The organism is Paramagnetospirillum caucaseum (genome assembly GCF_000342045.1).
GTDB lineage: Bacteria > Pseudomonadota > Alphaproteobacteria > Rhodospirillales > Magnetospirillaceae > Phaeospirillum > Phaeospirillum caucaseum.
This window is the reverse complement of record NZ_AONQ01000012.1, coordinates 41,594-58,304: the sequence shown is the minus strand read 5'-3', so window position 1 is coordinate 58,304 and position 16,711 is coordinate 41,594. Positions and strand designations below refer to the sequence as shown.

At 67.2% G+C, this 16,711-nt stretch carries 19 protein-coding genes and 1 riboswitch; of the genes, 12 read left to right on the top strand and 7 right to left on the bottom strand.

The annotated features are described in order from the left end of the window. Position 1: 1 nt before the first annotated feature. Complete coding sequence (locus H261_RS06310; RefSeq protein WP_235062879.1) at positions 2–268, bottom strand: FAD assembly factor SdhE; 267 nt, start codon at positions 266–268, stop codon at positions 2–4. A gap of 71 nt (positions 269–339) precedes the next feature. Between H261_RS06310 and recG the strand changes: the two genes are divergently transcribed. Next, positions 340–2,421: an ATP-dependent DNA helicase RecG gene (gene recG / locus H261_RS06305; RefSeq protein WP_008615585.1), complete on the top strand. Its 2,082-nt coding sequence runs from the start codon at positions 340–342 to the stop codon at positions 2,419–2,421. Here the strand turns inward: recG and H261_RS06300 are convergent. Continuing rightward, complete coding sequence (locus H261_RS06300; RefSeq protein ID WP_008615576.1) at positions 2,407–2,991, bottom strand: TMEM165/GDT1 family protein; 585 nt, start codon at positions 2,989–2,991, stop codon at positions 2,407–2,409. The two genes, recG and H261_RS06300, sit on opposite strands and share 15 nt — an antisense overlap. Before the next feature lie 16 nt (positions 2,992–3,007). Continuing rightward, positions 3,008–3,182: riboswitch (yybP-ykoY riboswitch) on the bottom strand. A 99-nt stretch (positions 3,183–3,281) separates the two neighbouring features. Between H261_RS06300 and uvrA the strand changes: the two genes are divergently transcribed. The 4 genes from uvrA (at position 3,282) to rocD (ending at position 9,372) form a co-directional block, all read left to right on the top strand. Further along, complete coding sequence (uvrA, locus tag H261_RS06295; protein ID WP_008615574.1) at positions 3,282–6,119, top strand: excinuclease ABC subunit UvrA; 2,838 nt, start codon at positions 3,282–3,284, stop codon at positions 6,117–6,119. A gap of 211 nt (positions 6,120–6,330) precedes the next feature. After that, the gene (locus tag H261_RS06290; RefSeq protein ID WP_008615573.1) at positions 6,331–7,038 is read left to right on the top strand and encodes an OmpA family protein; all 708 of its coding nucleotides are present in this window, start codon (positions 6,331–6,333) and stop codon (positions 7,036–7,038) included. A gap of 277 nt (positions 7,039–7,315) precedes the next feature. Further along, positions 7,316–8,179 carry an arginase gene (locus H261_RS06285; RefSeq protein ID WP_040475832.1) on the top strand — a complete coding sequence of 288 codons (864 nt, stop codon included), beginning with the start codon at positions 7,316–7,318 and terminating at the stop codon, positions 8,177–8,179. After that, a complete protein-coding gene (gene rocD, locus H261_RS06280) occupies positions 8,176–9,372 on the top strand; it encodes an ornithine--oxo-acid transaminase (RefSeq protein ID WP_008615569.1) in 1,197 nt (398 codons plus the stop codon). Before H261_RS06285 ends, rocD begins: the two co-directional genes overlap by 4 nt. Here rocD and H261_RS06275 read toward each other — a convergent pair. After that, complete coding sequence (locus H261_RS06275; RefSeq protein WP_008615561.1) at positions 9,311–9,907, bottom strand: pseudouridine synthase; 597 nt, start codon at positions 9,905–9,907, stop codon at positions 9,311–9,313. The genes rocD and H261_RS06275 overlap by 62 nt on opposite strands. Before the next feature lie 35 nt (positions 9,908–9,942). On the opposite strand from H261_RS06275, the gene H261_RS06270 reads away from it, so the two are divergent. From H261_RS06270 to H261_RS06250, 5 genes are all read left to right on the top strand, one after another. Beyond that, complete coding sequence (locus H261_RS06270) at positions 9,943–10,740, top strand: TrmH family RNA methyltransferase (protein ID WP_008615559.1); 798 nt, start codon at positions 9,943–9,945, stop codon at positions 10,738–10,740. 36 nt (positions 10,741–10,776) lie between these two features. After that, a complete protein-coding gene (locus H261_RS06265; protein WP_008615556.1) occupies positions 10,777–11,097 on the top strand; it encodes a peptidylprolyl isomerase in 321 nt (106 codons plus the stop codon). A 109-nt stretch (positions 11,098–11,206) separates the two neighbouring features. Continuing rightward, a complete protein-coding gene (ppk2, locus tag H261_RS06260) occupies positions 11,207–12,196 on the top strand; it encodes a polyphosphate kinase 2 (protein ID WP_008615554.1) in 990 nt (329 codons plus the stop codon). Between the two features lie 87 nt (positions 12,197–12,283). Continuing rightward, positions 12,284–12,787, top strand: coding sequence for a TIGR00645 family protein (locus H261_RS06255; RefSeq protein ID WP_008615552.1), 504 nt, complete (start codon positions 12,284–12,286; stop codon positions 12,785–12,787). A gap of 17 nt (positions 12,788–12,804) precedes the next feature. Next, the gene (locus H261_RS06250; protein ID WP_008615550.1) at positions 12,805–13,191 is read left to right on the top strand and encodes a cereblon family protein; all 387 of its coding nucleotides are present in this window, start codon (positions 12,805–12,807) and stop codon (positions 13,189–13,191) included. On the opposite strand, the gene H261_RS06245 is transcribed toward H261_RS06250, so the two are convergent. Together H261_RS06245 and H261_RS06240 are read right to left on the bottom strand one after the other, a co-directional pair. Further along, the gene (locus H261_RS06245) at positions 13,142–13,855 is read right to left on the bottom strand and encodes a pseudouridine synthase (protein WP_008615547.1); all 714 of its coding nucleotides are present in this window, start codon (positions 13,853–13,855) and stop codon (positions 13,142–13,144) included. The two genes, H261_RS06250 and H261_RS06245, sit on opposite strands and share 50 nt — an antisense overlap. Before the next feature lie 75 nt (positions 13,856–13,930). Next, on the bottom strand, positions 13,931–14,956 hold the full coding sequence (locus tag H261_RS06240) for a class I SAM-dependent methyltransferase (RefSeq protein WP_008615546.1): 1,026 nt from the start codon (positions 14,954–14,956) through the stop codon (positions 13,931–13,933). An 86-nt stretch (positions 14,957–15,042) separates the two neighbouring features. On the opposite strand from H261_RS06240, the gene H261_RS06235 reads away from it, so the two are divergent. After that, a complete protein-coding gene (locus H261_RS06235; protein WP_008615544.1) occupies positions 15,043–15,366 on the top strand; it encodes a hypothetical protein in 324 nt (107 codons plus the stop codon). Positions 15,367–15,405: 39 nt separating this feature from the next. Here H261_RS06235 and H261_RS06230 read toward each other — a convergent pair whose 3' ends face one another. Both H261_RS06230 and H261_RS06225 read right to left on the bottom strand, forming a co-directional pair. Further along, a complete protein-coding gene (locus H261_RS06230) occupies positions 15,406–15,741 on the bottom strand; it encodes a (2Fe-2S) ferredoxin domain-containing protein (RefSeq protein WP_008615541.1) in 336 nt (111 codons plus the stop codon). A 75-nt stretch (positions 15,742–15,816) separates the two neighbouring features. After that, the gene (locus tag H261_RS06225; protein WP_008615539.1) at positions 15,817–16,224 is read right to left on the bottom strand and encodes a DUF4170 domain-containing protein; all 408 of its coding nucleotides are present in this window, start codon (positions 16,222–16,224) and stop codon (positions 15,817–15,819) included. Between the two features lie 201 nt (positions 16,225–16,425). Between H261_RS06225 and H261_RS06220 the strand changes: the two genes are divergently transcribed. Next, positions 16,426–16,695 (top strand): hypothetical protein, encoded by a 270-nt coding sequence (locus tag H261_RS06220; protein WP_008615533.1) that lies wholly within the window; start codon positions 16,426–16,428, stop codon positions 16,693–16,695. Positions 16,696–16,711: the final 16 nt, after the last annotated feature.

Sequence of the window (16,711 nt, the reverse complement as noted above, 5' to 3'; positions counted from 1 at the left end):
TTCAAATCGGTGCGGCTTCGCTCTGAACGAATGTCTTGATCATCGCCATCACGTCATGGTCGAGATGCGCCGGCACCTCTTCCTTGCCGGTGGCCCAGTTGAACAGGTCGGTATCGTTCTCGGCGATCAGGGATTCGAACCGCTCGGCCTGCTCGGACGACAGCGTTTCCAGATACTTGGCGGCGAATCCGCCGAACAGGATGTCGTTCTCGTTGGAGCCCATGTGGTGGGCACGGAACATCAGGCGCTTCAGTCGATCTTGATCCATTGCATCCGGCATTGCGTCGGTTTCGGAGCCGACTAGGATATAGCCCCTCGAGACCGGAATGTCAGCCCGCCATGCGCCCCCAGGTTCTGTTTCCCCTCTTCGCCCCGGTGACCAGCCTGCCCGGCATCGGTCCGCGCCTCGCGCCGCTGTACCAGCGGCTGGTGGGGGAAAAGGTGCTGGATCTGCTGTGGCACCTGCCCACCGGGGTGATCGACCGCCGCTTCGCCCCCAAGGTGGCGGAAGCCCCCCACGGCAAGGTCGCCACCCTGGCGCTCAGGGTCGACGCCCACTTCTCCTCGTCCTCGCCGAAGCGCCCCTACCGGGTGCGCATGGCCGACGAGACCGGCTTCCTGCACCTGGTGTTCTTCCACGGGCGCGAGGACTGGCTGAGAAAGCAATTGCCCGAGGGCGAGGTCCGGGTGGTCAGCGGTGTGGTCGAGCATTTCGCCAACGAAATCCAGATCAGCCACCCCGACCATATCGTGCCCCTGGACGAACTGGCCCAGGTGATGGCGGTGGAGCCGGTCTACGGCCTGACCGCCGGGCTGACCGGCCGCGCGGTGGCCAAGACGGTGGCGGCCGCCGTGGCCAAGGCCCCGGAATTGCCGGAATGGCAGGAGCCCCATTGGCTGGCCCGCCAGGACTGGCCCGGTTGGCGCGAGGCGCTGACCGCCGTCCACCATCCCGCCGACGAGCATGCCGCCACCGGCGACACCCCGGCGCGCCGCCGCCTCGCCTTTGACGAATTGCTGGCCAATCAGCTGGCGCTGGCCATGGTCCGCGCCCAGATGCGCAAGCTCAAGGGCCGCCCCCTGGCGGGCGACGGCAGCTTGCGGGCCAGGGTGATGGCTGCGCTCCCCTATACCCTCACCGGTGCCCAGAGCCGCTCGCTGGCCGAGATCGATGCCGATATGGCCCTGCCGCTGCGTATGCTCCGCCTGCTCCAGGGCGACGTGGGCAGCGGCAAGACGGTGGTGGCCTTGTTGGCCATGCTCACCGCCGTCGAAGCCGGCTGTCAGGCCGCCATGATGGCGCCCACCGAAATCCTCGCCCGCCAGCATTACGCCGGCATCGCGCCGCTGGCCGAGGCGGCGGGCCTCAGGGTCGCCCTGCTCACCGGCCGCGACAAGGGGAAAGCGCGTCAGGCGGTGCTGGACGGGCTGGCCTCCGGCGACATCCACATCCTGCTGGGCACCCACGCTTTGTTCCAGGAGGATGTGGCCTTCAAGGATCTCGCCTTGGCGGTGATCGACGAGCAGCACCGCTTCGGCGTGCACCAGCGCCTGGAGTTGGCGGCCAAGGGCCTCGCCGTGGACATGCTGGTGATGACCGCCACCCCCATTCCCCGCACCCTGCTGCTCACCGCCTATGGCGACATGGATGCGTCCCGCCTGGACGAGAAGCCGCCGGGCAGGAAGCCCATCGACACCCGTGTGGTGCCCCTGGCCCGCCTGGACGAGATGGTGGCGGGCATCGGCCGGGCCATCGCCTCGGGGGCGCGGGCCTATTGGGTCTGCCCCCTGGTGGAGGAATCGGAAACCTCGGACCTCGCCGCCGCCGAGGAGCGCCACCGGCACCTGTCGGCGGTGTTCGGCGACCGGGTCGGCCTCATCCACGGCCGCATGAAGGGCCCCGCCAAGGACAAGGTGATGACCGAGTTCGCCGCCGGAAGCCTGGACATCCTGGTGGCCACCACAGTGATCGAGGTGGGCGTCGACGTGCCCGACGCCAACATCATGGTCATCGAGCATGCCGAGCGCTTCGGCCTCGCCCAGTTGCACCAGTTGCGCGGCCGGGTGGGGCGCGGCACCAGGGAATCCCGCTGCCTGCTGCTCTACGGCCATCCCTTGGGCGAAATCGCCAAGGCACGGCTCGAGATCATGCGCGCCACCGAGGACGGGTTCCGCATCGCCGAGGAGGATCTGCGCCTCAGGGGCGGCGGCGAGATGCTGGGCACCCGCCAGAGCGGCCTGCCGGAATTCCGCCTGGCCGATCTGGCCATCCACGGCGAATTGCTGGCCGCCGCCCGCGATGATGCCCGCCTGATCCTGGAGCGCGACCCGGAGCTGTCCACCCCGCGCGGCGAGGCGCTCCGCGTCCTGCTCTATCTGTTCGAGCGGGACGCGGCGGTACGAACGCTACGCTCCGGCTAGGCTTTTCCCCACATCGGTCAGCGCCAGCACGCCCAGGATGGCGAACAACGCGGCGGCGACCATGCGCACCAGCTTGAGCGGCAGCTTCTCGGCCATGGCGTTGCCCACGAACACGGCGGGCACGTCGGCGATCAGCATGCCCAGCGTGGTGCCCATGGTGACGAACAACAGGTCGCCGAAGCGCGCCCCCAGGGCCAAAGTGGCGATCTGGGTCTTGTCGCCGATCTCCACCAGGAAGAAGGCGATGGTGGTGGCGACGAAGGGGCCGGCCTTTTCCCACATCTTCGGCTGGTCATCCTCGTCCATCTTGTCGGGGACCAGGGTCCAGGCGGCCATGCTGATGAAGGAAAGGCCAACGATCCAGCGCATCGTTTCGGGGCCGATCCAGCGGGCAACCTCGACTCCCAGCCACGCCGCCAGGCCGTGATTGGCGACGGTCGCCACCAGGATGCCGGCCACCACCGCCCAGGGCTTCCTGAACTTGGCGGCGAGCAACAGGGCGAGGAGCTGGGTCTTATCGCCGATCTCGGCGGCGGTGACCACGGCAAGGGATACCAGCAGGGAGTCCATGAAGCACCAGACGGGGGATTGGGCGACGCATGACCGATGGCCCGGAACCCCGCCCAATCCCTGGATGCTGGAATTCCGAAGCCAAAGGTCTCGCCAGGCTTTTGAGCCGGACGCGCCATGGGCCAAGGCCCAAGTCTGTTGACGCGCCCCCTTCTGATAGTCGAAGGCGGCTACTCCCCAATGACGGGGCGGACCATACCCATGCCAGCCATGCCGGGCAAGCCCTTTATCCGCCGCTCGAATCTCTCTAACATCCCGCCCCTGTCGAGGTGGAAGTGGATTGGCCTGATATGAGCGGCTTCATCCGGGTGCGTGGCGCCCGCGAGCATAATCTCAAGAATATCGATGTGGACCTGCCGCGCGACAAGCTGGTGGTGATCACCGGCCTGTCGGGTTCGGGCAAGTCGTCCCTGGCCTTCGACACCATCTATGCCGAGGGGCAGCGCCGCTATGTGGAATCCCTGTCGGCCTATGCCCGCCAGTTCCTGGAACTGATGCAAAAGCCCGACGTGGAGAGCATCGAGGGCTTGAGCCCGGCCATCTCCATCGAACAGAAGACCACGTCGAAGAATCCGCGATCCACCGTGGGCACCGTCACCGAGATCTACGACTACATGCGCCTGCTGTGGGCCCGCGTCGGCGTGCCCCACTCGCCCGCCACCGGCCTGCCCATCGAAAGCCAGACGGTCAGCCAGATGGTCGACCGGGTCGAATCCATGGAAGAGGGCACCCGCCTCTACCTGCTGGCCCCCTTTGTGCGCGGCCGCAAGGGCGAGTACCGCAAGGACCTGATCGAGTTGCAGAAGAAGGGCTTCCAGCGGGTCAAGGTGGACGGCACGCTGTACGAGATCGACGACGTCCCCACCCTGGACAAGAAGAAGAAGCACGATATCGAGGTGGTGGTCGACCGCCTGGTGGTCAAGCCGGGCCTCGGCAACCGGCTAGCCGATTCCATGGAGACCGCCCTGTCCCTGGCCGACGGCCTGGCCATCGCCGAGAATGCCGAGACCGGCGAGCGCACCGTGTTCTCCGCCAAGTTCGCCTGCCCGGTGTCGGGCTTCACCATCGAGGAGATCGAACCGCGGCTGTTCTCCTTCAACAACCCGTTCGGCGCCTGCCCATCCTGCGACGGCCTGGGCGTGAAGCTTTATTTCGATCCCGAACTGGTCATTCCGAATCCTGGGCTTTCCCTGCGTGACGGCGCCATCGCGCCCTGGGCCGGCTCCACCTCGCAATACTACCTCCAGACCCTGCAAGGTCTGGCCGAGCATTACCGCTTCAAGCTGGAAACGCCGTGGGAAAAGCTCCCCGAGCGGGTCCGCGAGGTGATCCTGCACGGCTCGGGCAACGAGGAAATCCGCATCGCCTACGAGGACGGCTTCAGGGGCTATCATACCGAGAAGTCGTTCGAAGGCGTCATCCCCAACATGGCGCGCCGCTACCGCGAGACGGATTCGTCCTATGTGCGGGAAGACCTGTCGCGCTTCCAGGGCACCGCCCCGTGCGAGACCTGCGGCGGGGCGCGCCTCAAGCCCGAGGCCCTGGCGGTCAAGGTGCGCGGCCTGCACATCTCGGAAGCCACCGAGTTCTCCATCCTCAACGCGCGGGACTGGTTCGCCGACCTGCACAATCACCTGCGGCCAAAGGACCAGGAGATCGCCCGGCGCATCCTGCGCGAGATCAACGACCGCCTGGGCTTCCTGGTGGATGTGGGGCTGGAATACCTGACCATGGGGCGCGGCTCGGGCTCGCTGTCGGGTGGTGAGAGCCAGCGTATCCGTCTGGCGAGTCAGATCGGCTCGGGCCTCACCGGCGTGCTCTACGTGCTGGACGAGCCCTCTATCGGCCTGCACCAGAGGGACAACGACCGCCTGCTGGCGACGCTCAAGCGCCTGCGCGACATCGGCAACACGGTGATCGTCGTCGAGCATGACGAGGATGCCATCCGTTGCGCCGATTACCTGGTCGACATGGGACCCGGTGCCGGCATCCATGGGGGGCAGGTGGTATCGGAAGGCACCCCGGAGCAGGTGATGGCCGATCCCAACAGCATGACCGGCCGCTATCTCACCGGCATGGATCATATTCCCCTGCCCGCCATCCGCCGCCCGGGCAACGGCAGGCTTCTCAAGCTGATCGGGGCGCGCGGCAACAATCTCAAGGACGTGGACGTCCATCTGCCGCTGGGCACGTTGACCTGCGTCACCGGCGTGTCGGGCGGCGGCAAGTCCACCCTGGTGATCGAGACCCTGTACAAGGCCTTGGCCCGGCGCCTGATGGGGGCGCGCGAGCAGCCCTCGCCCTATGACCGCATCGACGGCATCGAGCATCTGGACAAGATCATCGACATCGACCAGAGCCCCATCGGCCGCACGCCGCGCTCCAATCCGGCCACCTATACCGGCGCCTTCTCGCCCATCCGCGACTGGTTCACCGAACTGCCCGAGTCCAAGGTGCGGGGCTACAAGCCCGGCCGCTTCTCGTTCAACGTCAAGGGCGGCCGCTGCGAGGCCTGCCAGGGCGACGGCGTCATCAAGATCGAGATGCATTTCCTGCCCGACGTCTACGTCCAGTGCGACGTCTGCAAGGGCAAGCGTTACAACCGCGAAACCCTGGAAATCACCTTTCGCGGCAAGAGCATAGCCGACGTTCTCGACATGACCGTCGAGGAGGCGGCCGACTTCTTCAAGGCGGTTCCCGCCATCCGCGACAAGATGGTCACCTTGCAACGGGTGGGCCTGGACTACATCCATCTGGGCCAACAGGCCACCACGCTCTCGGGCGGCGAGGCCCAGCGGGTCAAGCTGGCCAAGGAACTGTCCAAGCGCTCCACCGGCCGCACCCTCTACATCCTGGACGAACCCACCACCGGCCTGCATTTCGAGGACGTGCGCAAGCTGCTGGAGGTGATCCAGGCCCTGGTCGAGGCCGGAAATACGGTCCTGGTCATCGAACACAACCTGGAAGTCATCAAGACCGCCGACTGGATCGTCGATCTGGGACCGGAAGGCGGTGATGGTGGTGGCCACATCGTGGCGGCGGGGACTCCCGAAGACGTGGCGGCGTGCAAGGCAAGTTATACCGGCCATTACCTCGGCCCCATTCTGGGGCGAAAGCCGAGGAAGTAACTCTAACCCATTGGCGGGGGCGGATTTTCCGCCCCCTCTGAATCCGGCGTCGTAAAGACGATACTTTAAGAGAAAGACCCGTTTATCCGTTCAGTTCACGGCCGCAACGAATCCTGGACTGGAGTCCGACGAGTCCATTACTTCGAAAGCGCTGGACAGCCGATTCTTTTCTTGCAACATTGATCACCTGGATCGCAAGAAGAGTCGTCCCATGAAGTTCCTTCACCTCATCGCTGCCCTGACCGCCCTCGCGGCGGTGTCGGCCTGTGCCGAGATGGAACCCATGGAGCGGTCCACCACTACCTCAACCCCGATCGTCGCAGTGCCCCCTCCGCCCACCGCCCCCGTGGTGATGGACGACGTGGCCCTGCCGCCTTCGCCGGTGGTGGTTCACTTCAATCACGCCAAGGCCGACATCACCGGCTCGACCATGCAGGTGCTGTGGGGCCTGGCTCCCGCTCTCAAGGCGGCCGAGCCCGGCGTGATCCGCATCCAGGGCTTCACCGACGCCTCGGGGAAGGCCTCCTACAACAAGACCTTGTCCGAGAATCGGGCTCAGGCGGTCGCCGACCAGCTGCGCAAGCTGGGCGTCACCGCCCGGATCGAGGTGGTGGGTCAGGGCATCGTCAAGGGCGGCCAGAAGGGCGCCAAGGATCAGGGCGCGCGGCGCGTCGAGATCAGCTGGGAGCCGGCCGTTCCGGCCAAGACTTCCGCCACCGCCCCGGTTTCGCCCGATGGCGTGACCTCCCTGGCCGATGCGCCCGACCTGGGCGCCGCCGACATCGCCGGCGCCGCTCCGGCCGCGCCGGCGGCCGAAGCGGTGTCCTACGCCGGATTTGCACCGGATTCCGGGTCGCCCCTGGCCCCGGATTGGGCCGGAACCAACGGGGCGACCGGTCCTCCGGCGGTCATTTCCTAGATATACGCGGCAACCTGAGCCCGTCGGCGCCGCAGGGTCTCGGCATCCTCGGCCTTGATCGCCGGCTGGGCGGCGGCATTCTGCGTCTCGGCGGTCTTCGGGGTGATCTTCATGGCGGGTCCATCCTGGGGGTTGGAAGGCCGGTTGCCTTCGAGGAAGGACAATGCCGCCCAATCGTGGCGGCAAACGGGACGGAATTCAGGCATTTTCAAGGCAGCCCTTACCAAGCCTCTCTTGCGCCCACACATGAATCCATGACAGGCCCAGGAGGGGCGCCATGGATCGTCGTTCAGCGATCATCGCCGTCGGAGTTGGACAAGGCGCCCGCGACCCGGGATGCGCCGAAGGGCCGAGAGTTCTCAAGGAATCGGGCGTGTTCGAACGGCTGGCCGCCGGCAGCCCCTCGCTGATCTGGCACGACGTTCCGGTCGCCGTCTCCCTGTCCTCGCCGGCTCTGGTGGTCGCCCAGGCCTGCGACGCCCTGGCCGGGGCGGTAGCCGGAATCACGGCCGAGGGCCGTTTTCCCATCGTCATCGGCGGCGACCATTCCATCGCCATGGGCACCTGGAGCGGCCTGCGCCGCGCCCTGGCGCCGCCGGGCCTGTTCGACCTGCTGTGGATCGACGCCCATATGGATTGCCACGATCCCTCCACCAGCCCGTCGGGAGCGCTGCACGGCATGCCGCTGGCCTGCCTGCTGGGGCGCTGCCACCCGGACTTGGCCGGCGTGGCCTGTCCCGGCCCGCCGCTGACACCCGGGCGGGTCACCCTGATCGGCGTGCGCAGCTTCGAGCCGGAAGAGACCGCCTTCGCCCGCCGGACGGGCTTGCGCGTCGTCCACATGGAGGAGATCGCCGCCCAGGGCCTCGCCGCGGTGATGCCGCTGCCCGCCGGGCCGTTCGGCATCACCCTCGACCTCGACGCCGTCGACCCCGGGGACGCCCCGGCGGTGGGCACGCCCGAGCCGGGCGGCATCCGCGCCGCCGAGTTGCTGGACGCCTTGCGGCCATTGCTGGCCTCGCCCCGCTGCCTCGCCCTGGAAATCGCCGAATACAGTCCGCCCCACGACGTGGCGGGCAGGACCGCCGCCCTGATGGAAGCCCTCCTGCGGGCGGCGGTGCAACCGGGAGAACCGCCATGACCGCCACCATCGATCTCGAGGACACATGGTGCGCCCACAACTACCATCCGCTGCCGGTGGTGCTGGTCAGGGGCGAAGGCGCCCTGGTCTGGGACGAGACCGGGCGGCGCTACATCGACATGATGGGGGCCTATTCCGCCGTCAGCCACGGCCATTGCCATCCCCGCATGGTGCGCGCCCTGACCGAACAGGCGGGCAAGCTGGCGGTGATCTCGCGGGCCTTCCACACCGCTCCGCTCGGCCCCTTCGCCGAACTGGCCTGCCGCCTGACCGGCATGGACCGGGCCCTGCCCATGAACACCGGCGCCGAGGCGGTGGAAACGGCGCTGAAGGCGGCACGCAAATGGGCCTATACCGTGAAGGGCGTGCCGGAAGGCCAGGCCCGCATCATCGCCTGCCGGGGAAATTTCCACGGCCGCACCATCGCCATCGTCGGGATGTCCACGGTGGAGCAGTACCGCCACGGCTTCGGCCCCTTCCCCGGCGGCTTCGACCTGGTGCCGTTCGGCGATGCGCCAGCCCTGGAGCGCGCCATCACCCCCGATACCGCCGCCTTCCTGGTGGAGCCCATCCAGGGCGAGGGCGGCATCATCGTGCCGCCCGATGGCTATCTCGCCCGCTGCCGCGAGCTATGCGACCGCCGCCGGGTGCTGCTGATCGCCGACGAGATCCAGACCGGGCTGGGCCGCACCGGCCGCCTGCTGGCCTGCGAGCACGAGGGCGTCAAGCCCGATGCGGTGACTCTGGGCAAGGCGTTGGGCGGCGGCATGCTGCCGGTCTCGCTGTTGCTGGGCAAGGCCGAGTTGATGGACGTCTTCCAGCCCGGCGACCACGGCTCCACCTTCGGCGGCAATCCCTTGGCGGCGGCGGTAGGGCGCGAGGCCCTGCAGGTGCTGCTGGACGAAGGGCTGATCGAGCGGGCCGCCCAACTGGGCGACTGGCTGATGGGCCGGCTGCGGGCCATCCAGAGCCCGCTGGTCAGGGATATCCGGGGGCGCGGCCTGTTCATCGGCATCGAGTTCGACGCCGGGCGCATCCAGGCGCGCGACGTCTGCGACCGGCTGGCGGCCAAGGGCATCCTGACCAAGGACACCCACCGCAACACCATCCGCTTCGCGCCGCCCCTGGTGATCAGCCGCGAGCTTTTGGACGAGGCCGTGGGGTGCCTGGGCGCGGTGCTGGCGGAAGCTTGACCTCGCGCCATTCCCCCGGCGCCAGACCGTCCAGGCTCCACTCCCCCACCGCCCAGCGGATCAGCCGCAGGGTGGGAAAGCCGATGGAAGCCGTCATGCGGCGGACCTGGCGGTTGCGGCCCTCCTTCAGCGTCAGCTCCACCCACGAGGTGGGAATGGCGGCGCGGTAGCGGATGGGGGGCATGCGCGGCCACAGGTTTTCCGGCTCGGCCATGGCCCGCGCCCCGGCCGGCAAGGTCGGGCCGTCGCTCAGCACCACGCCGCGCCGCAGCCTGTCCAGGTCGGCCTCGGACGGAATTCCCTCCACCTGGGCCCAATAGGTCTTGGCCAGCTTGTGTTTCGGGTCGCTGATCCGCGCCGCCAGGGGGCCGGAATCGGTCAGCACCAGCAGCCCTTCCGAATCGCGGTCCAGCCGTCCGGCGGCGTAGACGCCCGGCACCGTGATGAAATCCTTGAGCGTCGCCCGCCCGCCCTCGCGGTCGGTGAACTGAGTCAGCACGTCATAGGGCTTGTTGAAGACGATCAGCCGAGTCACAACACCCATTCCACCCTTGCCCGAAAGGCCCAGCAATGGCACGAGCGCCGTTTCCGCACAAGAAGCAGCCGCCGAAGCGCCCCGACCCGATCCGGCCCGACAGCGACAAGGTGGCGGGCTGGCCGGCGGTCAAGGCCCTGTTCGCCCACGATCCGGCCCGCATCGAGCGGCTGTTCTACGACGAACGCATGAAGGAGGCGGTCACCGAGATGTGCAAGGCCATGGCGGCGGCGCACAAGCCCTATCGCATGGCGCCTGCCGAGGAACTGACCAGAATCCTCGGCTCGCCGCTGCACGGCGGCATCCTGGCGGTGAGCCGCCCCAAACCCATCCGTGTCTTCGACCCCGCCGACGCCCACCTGTGGGCCAAGGAGGGCAAGTCGCTGCTGGTGCTGGACGGCGTCGGCAATCCCCACAACCTGGGGGCCATCGCCCGGACCATGGCCTTCTTCGGCCTGGAGCGCCTGCTGCTCTCCGACCACCCGGGACAGGCCGGCCCGTCCGAGGCATCCCTGCGGGTTTCCGAGGGCGGCCTGGAATGGGTCGAGGTGATTCAGGCCAAGAAATTCGTTGCGGCCCTGAAACGTCTCAGGGATTCCCACCGTATTGTCGGCACCGCCCTGGGCTCGGGCAAGCCGATGGCCGAGGTGCTCAACCGCCCGGGCAAGCCGGTGGCGCTGATCCTCGGCAACGAGGAGGACGGCCTGCCGCCCGCCACCCTGGCCGCCTGCGACGATATCGTCACCCTGCCCGGCTCGGGCCGCATCCAGTCGCTCAACGTGGCGGCCACCGCCGCCATCCTCATTCACGAACTGGCGAAGCCGCGCCGCTGATACTACATTACCGTCTTCCCTATATTGGAGAGTTCCATGTCTTCCACCGTCCGCGCCTCCCACATCCTGCTGATGTACAAGGGCTCGTCCCGCTCCCAGGCCACCCGTTCCAAGGACGAGGCCCTGACCGAGATCAACAGCATCAAGGAAGAGATCAATCAGGGCGCCGATTTCGGCCAGATGGCCCGCCAGTATTCCGACTGCCCCTCGGGCGAGGACGGCGGCGACCTGGGCGAGTTCCCCCAGGGCGCCATGGTGCCGGAATTCGAGGTGGCGGCCTTCGCGCTGAAATCCGGCGAGGTCAGCGACGTGGTGGAAACCCCGTTCGGCTTCCACCTGATCCAGCGCACCGACTGAGGAAAGCCTCCCGCGTCGGCCGTGACCGTATTTTCTTGGCGGCATGGACACGACAACCATAAAGCGCCTAGGATTTCCCCGGATGGACCGAAAATCAGAGGGGGACGGCATGGCCGACGACGGGAACACCATCAAGACCGACACCACAACGGTTCCGGTTGCTCCGGCCGAGACGGCGTCTCCCACCGTTTCCAGCCGGAAGAAAACCCCGAAGCCGGCCAACCCCGCCGCCCAGGCCCGCCACGAACTGGCGGAAATGCGCCACGACCCCGAGGCGGTGCGCCATGCCTTCGAGACCGGGGAATATCCCTACAAGAGCCGCATGGGTCGCGCCGAGTACGAAACCAAGAAAGCCGCCCTCCAGGCCGAGCTTCTCAAGGTCCAGCACTGGGCCCGCGACACCGGCCAGAAATTCGTGCTGCTGTTCGAAGGCCGCGACGCCGCCGGCAAGGGCGGTACCATCAAGCGCTTCATGGAGCATCTCAACCCCCGCGCCGCCCGGGTGGTCGCCCTGGAAAAGCCCAGCGAGATCGAGCGCGGCCAGTGGTTCTTCCAGCGCTACGTCCAGCACCTGCCCACCTCGGGCGAAATGGTGTTCTTCGACCGCTCCTGGTACAACCGGGCCGGCGTCGAGCGGGTGATGGGCTTTTGCAGTCCCGCCGAATACCTGGAATTCATGCGCCAGACGCCTGAGGTGGAGCGCATGCTGGTCCGCTCGGGGATCAAGCTCTACAAGTACTGGTTCTCGGTGACCCAGGACGAGCAGCTGCGCCGCTTCAGGTCGCGGGAACGGGACCCGCTGAAGCAGTGGAAGCTGTCGCCCATCGACAAGGCGTCACTGGGCAAGTGGGCCGATTACACCGAGGCCAAGGAGGCCATGTTCTTCTACACCGACACCGCCGATGCGCCGTGGACCATCGTCAAGTCGGACGACAAGAAGCGGGCGCGGCTCAACTGCATGCTCCATTTCCTCAACTCGCTGGACTATCCCGGCAAGGACCGCGGCCTGGTTCACCTCCCCGATCCGCTGATCGTCGGCAAGGGCGCCCATGTGGTGCACAAGAGCGAGCATATCCTGGGCGCGACCCTGACCCCGTAAGCCGTCTTTTTGCGCCGCAGCATTTGACAGCCGGGTCCGGGGCAACCATGTTGCTCCGGCAACCCCGTCGAGGTCGAGACAGAGCCCATGGAACATTTTCTCGAAAAGCTGATTTTCCGCAGCCGCTGGGTGATGGCCCCGTTCTATCTGGGGCTGGTGCTGTCGCTGGTCATGCTGCTGGTCAAGTTCTGCCAGGAACTGATCCACATGGCGCCCCTCGTTCTCGATATGAACGAGAACCAGATGATCCTGCTGGTCCTCTCCCTGATCGACATGTCGCTGGCCGGCAACCTGCTGCTGATGGTGATCTTCGCCGGTTACGAGAATTTCGTGTCCAAGATCGACACCGGCGATAGCGAGGACCGCCCCGACTGGATGGGCAAGGTGGATTTCAGCGGGCTGAAACTCAAGCTGATCGCCTCCATCGTCGCCATTTCCGGCATCCATCTGCTCAAGGCGTTCATGAACGTCGAGGGACAGAACAAGGAGAATCTGGCCTGGATGGTCGGCATCCACATGGTGTTCGTGGTGTCCGGCGTGCTGCTCGCCCTGATGGACCGCATCGTTGAAGGCCCCAAATCCCATCACTGAGCCCATGCGGGGCCTCCATGCCCCGTGACGTGCCGTCGCTCCATTCCGAAGCGGCGGCATGGGAACGGGATATCGAGTATTTTTGCGCCCGCTGCGGCGCCCCGGTGACCAGGGGGCGCTGGGAAATGGCCATCAACGGCGGGTTCGAGCACGTCTTCTTCAACCCCGCCGGCATGGTCTTCCGCGTGCAATGCTTCAAGGAAGCGCCGGGCGCCATCGCGCTGGGCGCCGCCAGCGGCCAGTTCACCTGGTTCCGGGGCTATCTCTGGCGGCTGTGCTCCTGCCGGGCCTGCGACCTGCACCTGGGCTGGCGCTACGAAGGTCCCGACCAGCCCCGCATCTTCTTCGGCCTGATCAGGGACAGCCTGACGACCCAAGCACCAGGGCGATCTCGTCCGGGGTAAGACACCGCCACCGCCCTTCCGGCAGGTCACCCAGGGACAACCCGCCGATGGCGGCGCGGTGCAGGCGCTCCACATGGTTGCCCACGGCGGCGAACATGCGCTTGACCTGATGGTAGCGGCCCTCGGTGATGGTGATGCGCGCCGTCTGGGGGCCGGTGACCACCAGTTCGGCCGGGGCCAAAGGGGTGGTCTCCGAGCGCAGCATCAGGGTGCCGGCGGCGAAGATGGCCCCCTCCTCCCCGTTCAGCGGCCGGGCCAGGGTGACCTCGTAGGTCTTGGGCACGTGGCGCTTGGGCGAGGTGATGCGGTGCGACAGCGGCCCGTCGTCGGTCAGCAGCAGCAGGCCGGAGCTGTCGCGGTCCAGCCGCCCCACCGGCGCGACGACGGGATTGCGGCGCATGAAGCGCTCGGGCAGCAACTCGTAGACGATCCGCCCGGGATCCGAGGTGGAGCAGGTGTAATCCTCGGGCTTGTGGAGCATCAGCACCAGGCCGGGCGCCGGGTCCAGCGGCTCGCCGTCCACCTGGATCTCGTGATGCGCCGCCCTGGCGCCATCGTCCAGCACCGTGCCGTCGGCCAGGGTGACGCGCCCGGCCTTGATCATGGCCTTGACGTCGCGCTGGCTGCCGTAGCCCAGATTGGCGATGAGGCGGATCAGTCGCATTTCACACTCCTGAAATACGGCCGGGACGGCCGCGCCCCAAATCCATCGGAGCGCGGGCATCCTGCCCGCCCGTCCTTACTTGTCATGGCGGTTGCTGGCCAGATAGACCTTGAAGCCCTCGGCCTCGCGCAGCAGGGTCACCTCGCGGAAGCGGCGGCGCAGTTCCGCCTCGTAGGGTAGGCTGCGGTTGGCCACCAGCAGGAACTTGCCGCGCCGGCGGATGGCCTTCCAGGCGGCGGTGATGAAGCCCTGGCCGATGGCGGGATCGGCCTTGCGCCCCTCGTGGAAGGGCGGATTGCTGACGATCCAGTCGTAAGGCTCGCATTTGGGCAATCCGGCCCCCACGTCGGCCCAGTGAAAGTCGGCGCGCATCTCACCGGCCAGATTGGCTCGGGCATCCTCGAGCGCCAGGGCTTCCGCCTCGAACAGGTCGATGCCCGTCACCTCGGGGTAGCGCCGCAGGATTCCGGCGGACAGGTAGCCCCACCCCGCCCCCAAATCGGCCCCCCGCCCGGCCAGCCCGTCGGGCAGGCATTCCATCAGCAGGCGCGAGCCCCTGTCCACATGGTCGGCGCTGAAACAGCCGGCGCGGGCCACCAGATCGCAGCCCTCCACCGGCCCGGGCGCCGCGGCGGACAGCCATCCGGCGCATTCGGCGGGGGCCGCCCCGGCGTCTCGCACCATCCAGAAGCAGCGGGCCTGATGCTTGGCGAGCGAACCGCCCAGGCCGAACACCCGTTCCGCCTCGCGCTCGTGGCTGGCCGCTCCCAGGGCGTTGGCGCCGCAGCAGACCAGCACGCCGCCCGGTTCCAGCAGGTCCCAGGCCCGCGCCATGTTGGCCCGGTTTTCCGCCTTGTGCTTGGTCAGCAACACCAGGCCGGCGGCGAAGCGGCCCTCCAGGCGGGGAACGGTGTCGAACCCGGCCTCGGCCAGGCGGTCGAAGACGGGCTTGAAGCCCTGCTCGCAGACCAGCCGCTTCCGCCACTCGCCCCGCAGGGATTCGTGGGGCTCGGCGCGCATCAGGAAGGCGCGGCCGGGCAGCGGCAGCAGGTCGCGCTCGAAGGGCAGCAGCAGGGCGTCGATGATCTTGGAATCGTTCATGGCGGGCGGTGTAGCATGACCGGCATGTGGGCGTCGAGGCGTGCTGAGCGTTGACTCGGTCCCGGCGGCGGGCCAAGGTGCGGCCCATGGCCCGCCAAGACACCATCGACGACGAGGACAAGGTCCGCCTGCTGCGCGCCCTGGCCTTCCAAATCCATCGCAAGCGCCCCGCCGAGGAGGCGCTGGGCGAGTTGCTGGAACAGGAATCCAAGGGCGGACGCCGCCGCGCCTTCCGCGCCGGGGTGGATTCCCTGGCGGCCGACGGATTCACCGCCGCCATGGCTGCCCTCGGCCTGTTCAGCGACGACGCCCTGGTGCTGCTGGGGGTGTTGGTGGAATCCGCCGATCACCGCCTGCTGTCTGGCGGCCTGGGCAAGATCGCCGACCTCATCGAAGCGAAAAGCCCCTGATCCGGGGGACCAGGGGCTTTGGACAGGCCGTTGAACCGCCTACGCCTTGCTGGGCGTGACGATCAGGCGCTCGACCGGCGTGTCGTTGGCGAAGTGGGACGACACGATTTCGTCGATGTCCTCCACCGTTTCGGCCTTGTACCAGATGCCTTCGGGGTAGACCACCATCAGCGGGCCGAACTTGCAGAAGCCCAGGCAGCTGGACGACGCGACGCTGACGCCCTTCTCCCACAGGTTCATCTCGGTCACCTTCTCCGCCAGGCGGTTGAACAGCGGCTGGCCGCCGCCTTTGCTGGTGCAGCAGCCGCGCGGATGGCCGTCGGGGCGGCGCTGGGTGCAGATGAAGGCATGATACTTGTTGGGGAAATGGGACACGTGCGACCTCCCTGGCGTCTGAATTCGGTAAGGAAATACCGCTTTCTCCGGCCGATGACCAGAGGCTAATGCGTCTCAGGGCCTGACGCTGCGGCGCTTCAGTTCCTCGCCGGTGAACAGGTCGTAGCGGGTCAGGCAGGAATCCACCGATTTGCCGGTCAGTTCGCGCCATTTCTCCAGGGCTTCCTTGCGGGAGAACGGCCCGTGCACCTCCAGGACGCGGCCCTCGGTGACCTCCTGGAAGGTGGTGTCGGCGTATTCGCCGCCCATCACGTACCACTGGTCGGCGGCGCTGTCCTCGGTGCTGCGGATGAAGTAGCGGACCATGGCGTTGTCCACCGACTTGCCGGTCAGCGCCCGCCAGCAGATATGAGCCTCCTGCTCCTCGAAGGGGCCGAAGCGCTCCTCGGTATGGCCGGGGGCGATGACGGTAAAGGAGGTATCGGCATACTCGCCGCCGACGACGTAATAGGTCTTGGCCATGGGTGTCTCTCTTCCCACTCGAAGGGGTGGCTTCGCGCACGCTTATACCCCATCCCCGGCCCGGAAGGAATGTCCTTCGTGGCATGGCGCCCCGGCAGATTTTGCCGCCCTGCCGACGAGAAAAATGGCGGAAATCCTCGGATCTGAATTTGGCATGGCGGGTGCATCGGGAATGGCGAACTCTCTGCCCGGAGAACCACCATGATCAGCCTGAATTCCGCCGCCTCCCACATCCTGCTCAACAAGAAGGACGAGGCCGGCAGCCATTCCATCGAGAAATCGGGTTCGTCCTCGGCCCTGTCCACCTACGGCTACGGCCCCCTGGATCTTCCCGATGCGGAAAAGGAGACCACCGCCGACGGCAGCGGCGCCAAACCGGTATCGGGCACCTCCTCCATCGCGGCGGTTTCCGGCGGCGGCGGCGCCCAGTTCCTGGCCCACATGGTGGCGTCCATGAATCCCATCCGGTAAAGCTTCTGGACAAGAG

Excerpts from the sequence above, each read along its gene's own strand:
- uvrA (WP_008615574.1), top strand. The coding sequence starts at position 3,282 with ATGAGCGGCTTCATCCGGGTGCGTGGCGCCCGCGAGCATAATCTCAAG.
- H261_RS06285 (WP_040475832.1), top strand. The coding sequence starts at position 7,316 with ATGGATCGTCGTTCAGCGATCATCGCCGTCGGAGTTGGACAAGGCGCC.
- H261_RS06290 (WP_008615573.1), top strand. The coding sequence starts at position 6,331 with ATGAAGTTCCTTCACCTCATCGCTGCCCTGACCGCCCTCGCGGCGGTG.
- ppk2 (WP_008615554.1), top strand. The coding sequence starts at position 11,207 with ATGGCCGACGACGGGAACACCATCAAGACCGACACCACAACGGTTCCG.
- H261_RS06300 (WP_008615576.1), bottom strand. The coding sequence starts at position 2,991 with ATGGACTCCCTGCTGGTATCCCTTGCCGTGGTCACCGCCGCCGAGATC.
- recG (WP_008615585.1), top strand. The coding sequence starts at position 340 with ATGCGCCCCCAGGTTCTGTTTCCCCTCTTCGCCCCGGTGACCAGCCTG.
- H261_RS06240 (WP_008615546.1), bottom strand. The coding sequence starts at position 14,956 with ATGAACGATTCCAAGATCATCGACGCCCTGCTGCTGCCCTTCGAGCGC.
- H261_RS06310 (WP_235062879.1), bottom strand. The coding sequence starts at position 268 with ATGGATCAAGATCGACTGAAGCGCCTGATGTTCCGTGCCCACCACATG.
- H261_RS06220 (WP_008615533.1), top strand. The coding sequence starts at position 16,426 with ATGATCAGCCTGAATTCCGCCGCCTCCCACATCCTGCTCAACAAGAAG.
- H261_RS06255 (WP_008615552.1), top strand. The coding sequence starts at position 12,284 with ATGGAACATTTTCTCGAAAAGCTGATTTTCCGCAGCCGCTGGGTGATG.
- H261_RS06245 (WP_008615547.1), bottom strand. The coding sequence starts at position 13,855 with ATGCGACTGATCCGCCTCATCGCCAATCTGGGCTACGGCAGCCAGCGC.
- rocD (WP_008615569.1), top strand. The coding sequence starts at position 8,176 with ATGACCGCCACCATCGATCTCGAGGACACATGGTGCGCCCACAACTAC.
- H261_RS06265 (WP_008615556.1), top strand. The coding sequence starts at position 10,777 with ATGTCTTCCACCGTCCGCGCCTCCCACATCCTGCTGATGTACAAGGGC.
- H261_RS06250 (WP_008615550.1), top strand. The coding sequence starts at position 12,805 with ATGCCCCGTGACGTGCCGTCGCTCCATTCCGAAGCGGCGGCATGGGAA.
- H261_RS06225 (WP_008615539.1), bottom strand. The coding sequence starts at position 16,224 with ATGGCCAAGACCTATTACGTCGTCGGCGGCGAGTATGCCGATACCTCC.
- H261_RS06270 (WP_008615559.1), top strand. The coding sequence starts at position 9,943 with ATGGCACGAGCGCCGTTTCCGCACAAGAAGCAGCCGCCGAAGCGCCCC.
- H261_RS06235 (WP_008615544.1), top strand. The coding sequence starts at position 15,043 with ATGGCCCGCCAAGACACCATCGACGACGAGGACAAGGTCCGCCTGCTG.